4 protein-coding genes are annotated in these 3,727 nt (G+C 42.2%); all 4 read right to left on the reverse strand.

The window, feature by feature from the left end; all coding sequences use genetic code 11:
* Positions 1 to 189: 189 nt before the first annotated feature.
* The 4 genes from R7O13_RS23740 to R7O13_RS23755 all read right to left on the reverse strand — a co-directional run bounded on the left by R7O13_RS23740 (position 190) and on the right by R7O13_RS23755 (position 2,536).
* On the reverse strand, positions 190 to 657 hold the full coding sequence (locus R7O13_RS23740) for a cold shock domain-containing protein (RefSeq protein WP_038899037.1): 468 nt from the start codon (positions 655 to 657) through the stop codon (positions 190 to 192).
* Between the two features lie 156 nt (positions 658 to 813).
* Positions 814 to 1,221 carry a hypothetical protein gene (locus R7O13_RS23745; RefSeq protein WP_171345237.1) on the reverse strand — a complete coding sequence of 136 codons (408 nt, stop codon included), beginning with the start codon at positions 1,219 to 1,221 and terminating at the stop codon, positions 814 to 816.
* Positions 1,222 to 1,369: 148 nt separating this feature from the next.
* Positions 1,370 to 1,840: a GNAT family N-acetyltransferase gene (locus tag R7O13_RS23750; RefSeq protein ID WP_054702902.1), complete on the reverse strand. Its 471-nt coding sequence runs from the start codon at positions 1,838 to 1,840 to the stop codon at positions 1,370 to 1,372.
* Positions 1,841 to 2,002: 162 nt separating this feature from the next.
* On the reverse strand, positions 2,003 to 2,536 hold the full coding sequence (locus R7O13_RS23755; RefSeq protein ID WP_318304801.1) for a cysteine hydrolase family protein: 534 nt from the start codon (positions 2,534 to 2,536) through the stop codon (positions 2,003 to 2,005).
* Positions 2,537 to 3,727 lie beyond the last annotated feature (1,191 nt).

Genomic DNA, 3,727 nt, shown 5'->3' on the forward strand with positions numbered 1-3,727 from the left:
TTAGGGCAAGTAGCTTTCCATTCCCTTGCTATCATAAATACTCCATTTTATGCCGTGGTTATAACGCCCTGTTAAGGTGTGAGCAACGCAATACCGAAGCTCCTGTATACCACCTTAAACACTAAACGCAACGCATAGTAAAAATGCCACGCGTTGCGAATCACTCTTAAACAGTTTGTTATGCCGATCCTACCAACTACCACATAACTGACTCTCGCAAGGAGTACCATCATTGTCGCCATCTATTTTGACATTTGGACAATTTGATAAATAAAACTTTGCTTCGTCACAAGACGCCATTTCGCTACAGTAGGTCTTACCTTGGCAACTAAACCCCATATTTTCATATGCAGGGTTTAGCTTGGGCTCTATATAAAACAGATATAAGGCTGCGCCTATTAGACCGACGATAACTGCTGATAATACAACTGAAAAAGAATTGCTTTTCTGTGGTTTGACACCGACTAACTGAGCACTTTCCGCACTTAACTTAGGCTGAACACTTGCCAGTTGAAACTCTACTTGGTCCCCTATTCGAGGGCGTCGGTATCCTTTTTTGAACTTGGATACATGAACAAAAATGTCACCATCCAGTTCATTGGAATTTATGAACCCAAAACCGCGCTCATCAACCCAGCGAACAATTTCCCCTTTCATGTCCTCTCCCGTTTTTCATATAGCGGCATAACGCTCTGTTAAGGGGTGAGCAACGCAATACCTAAGCCGCCGCATACCGCCTTAAACACTAAAACCAACGCATAGTGAAAATGCCACGCGTTGCGAATCCCTCTTAAACAGTTTGTTAGCTGTGTTTTACAACACGAGCTTTGCTCCCAACATACCGAGTACTGCGATAGTTACCATCGTAAACCAAAGGTAAATCATAAAAGATAGGCATAACGAAAATAAACCTCTCACAGCTTTATCTAAGTTTGCACCTTCATCGTGCTGTAAAAAATACGCTAGTTCTGCTGTAGGTATTGACCCAGCAAAACTCTTAAATTTGAGCTTTACCATCATCAGGCCCATTGAGACTGGAAGACTAGATACTAGTAAAATGATTCCCACCGAAATCCAGACATTCTCGGGGGATTCATTACCTAAAACTACTGCTGCCCCGAACAACACTAAAAGCATTCCCAGAAAGCCCTTAAAAGATGACAACAACGAGTCTCTTGTTTTTATATACAGCCAGAATAGCGGCTTATCGTATTTTCTCATTTTTTCCTTAAACAGCTAACGCCTTGTTAAGGTGTGAGGCACGCAATACCGAAGCCTACGCATAGCACCTTAACCACTAAAACTAACGCATAGTAAAAATGCCACGCGTGCCGAATCACTCTTGAACAATTTGTTATGTAGCCGACTTTCAGCTTAGTGCTTTCTGCCCAATTAGGATTTTGGGGGCAATACCAGCTTTGCGATACAAACCTAAAGCAGATTCATTGAAGGAATATACTTCTAAAAACAGCTCTTCTCCGCCGTTAGAAATAGCCCTTTCCTCAAATGCCTCTATTAGCGCCAATCCAACGCCTTGGCTTCTAAAGCATGAATCCACTACTATTTGTTCAATGCTCGCGATTTTTCGCTGTTTGAGCGTCCAAGACTTACGAACCCATAGCTCACCAAAAACAAAACCTACTAACAGCCCTTTGCTTTCGGCTACCAGAAAAATCGAGCTTTCACTTTCGATTATCTTGTGCAGGTCTATTTTTTGTTCAATTTCTTCCGGTGATAAGAAGTCATCAGGTAAATTTGCTTGATGATACTCATTAAGCTGAAACTGTAGTTTCTTGATAACACTGATATCTTCAATGCGAGCTTGGCGAATATTTAACATATATAAATCCTTTTAACTTACCGTCCTCTCGTGGCTACATAACGCCCAATTAAGGTGTGAAGCACGCGACCACGACACTCAATTTAACCACCGTAATCACCGAACTTAACCCAAACTAAAAATGCCAAGCGTGCTGAATCACTCTTAAATTGCTTGTTAGCCCTATGCCCAAAGGTTGCGTGCCTCTACCGCTTCGATTTTGACACCGAAACTCGAAATATTAGGTAACGTGGCATTGTGGTGCTCTCGAATTTGAGCCCCACTGGCGTGTTCCTTATCATGAGTTGTATGAGCATCCGAAACCAAAGTTACTGGATAACCTAAACCTGCTGCTCTACGAATGGTGGTATCAACGCAAAACTCTGAGGCGTATCCACACACAATTAGGCTATCTACATCGAGTTCATTCAAAACACTTTGAAGATTAGTATTCAAGAACGAGTCTGGTGTTGTTTTGCGAACGAAATGGTCACCAGTTTGTGTAATTAAGTTCGACTGCAATGCCCAACCAGCGCTTTCGTATTCAATAACAGATTTAGGTTGCTCGTGCTGGACAAAGATAACTGGGACAGACTTAGCACGCGCAAATTTCGTAACCTCATTAATTTTGTTGAGTACGATTTGTGATTCAAATGGTTGAGGTTCCGGGTCGAACAGAATCGACTGAACATCAATAACTAATAATGCAGATTTCATTATTTTCCTCTGATAGGGCTAACGCCCAGTTAAGGGGTGAAGCACGCAATGACCAAGCCTCTGCATTGCACTTCAACACCAAAATCAAACGCATACCAAAAATGCCACGCGTGCTGAATCCCACTTGAACTGTTTGTTAGCACGCTGCCCTTTAAGCCTTTGGCATACGCCAATATATTGAAATATAGCACGATATTTATGACTAAAAACACTGAAACCAAACGGGCAGCTGCCAAACTAAAAGCAAACATCAAGACGTAAGTTAGCTAGAAGAAAAACATGCTTAACTGACCTTTTTCACCGCTTTCAAATTAGCAAAGAATACGGGCTTCGGACTTGAACAGCAGCTTCAAAGAAACCTAGCTTTGACGAAAATATCTCAGCGTTAAAGAAACCACACCAGAGAAATCACCCAAAAGTTAGAAGCCGTAAACGATGAAGTCAAAGCGAAAACTACGCATCTAGTGCCACCGGAGCGAACGTGAAAGGCACATTAGATCAGGTGTAAAGCTAGGAAAAGAAACCAATAAACACAGAAACTTTTAACCTTTGATGCCAACCCAGTGCTAACGCCCAATTAAGGTGTGAGGCGCGCAATACCGATGCTTCCGCATACCACCATAATCACTAAAACCGACGCATAGTAAAAATGCCACGCGTGCCGAATCACTCTTAAATTGTTTGTTAGTACGCTGTTCCTAAACCTTTTAGTTTGCACCAAGATATAGAAATATAGCACGAAACTATAGGCTAAGACGCTAAAGCCAAACAGACGACTGCAAAATTAAAACTCAACCTCAAAACGCAAGTTGGCTAGAAGAAAAATACGCCAAACTACCCTATTTCGACCAGTTTCCAATTAGCAAAGGATTCGGTCACCGAACTTTGACAACCACACCAAAGTACCGAATTGAAGACTAAAAGCCAACAACACAAAAGAAACAGCGCCAACGAAATAGCCAAAAAGTTAGAAGCCGTAAACGGTGAAAGCAAAGCGAAAACAACTCACATAGTGCCACCGGAAAGAACGTGAAAGGCACGCCCATTCAGGTGTAAAGCTAGGAAACGAAACCGATAAACACCAAAACTTTGAGCTTTGATGCCAATCCCGTACTAACGCCTTGTTAAGGGGTGAACAACGCAATACCGAAGCTGCTGCATACCGCCTTAAACACTAAAACCAACGCACAG

This window comes from Vibrio sp. Y176, from assembly GCF_033438945.1.

What these genes read in the sequence shown, in the direction of transcription:
- R7O13_RS23740 (WP_038899037.1), bottom strand. Translation starts at nt 657, where the DNA reads ATGAAAGGGGAAATTGTTCGCTGGGTTGATGAGCGCGGTTTTGGGTTC.
- R7O13_RS23745 (WP_171345237.1), bottom strand. Translation starts at nt 1,221, where the DNA reads ATGAGAAAATACGATAAGCCGCTATTCTGGCTGTATATAAAAACAAGA.
- R7O13_RS23750 (WP_054702902.1), bottom strand. Translation starts at nt 1,840, where the DNA reads ATGTTAAATATTCGCCAAGCTCGCATTGAAGATATCAGTGTTATCAAG.
- R7O13_RS23755 (WP_318304801.1), bottom strand. Translation starts at nt 2,536, where the DNA reads ATGAAATCTGCATTATTAGTTATTGATGTTCAGTCGATTCTGTTCGAC.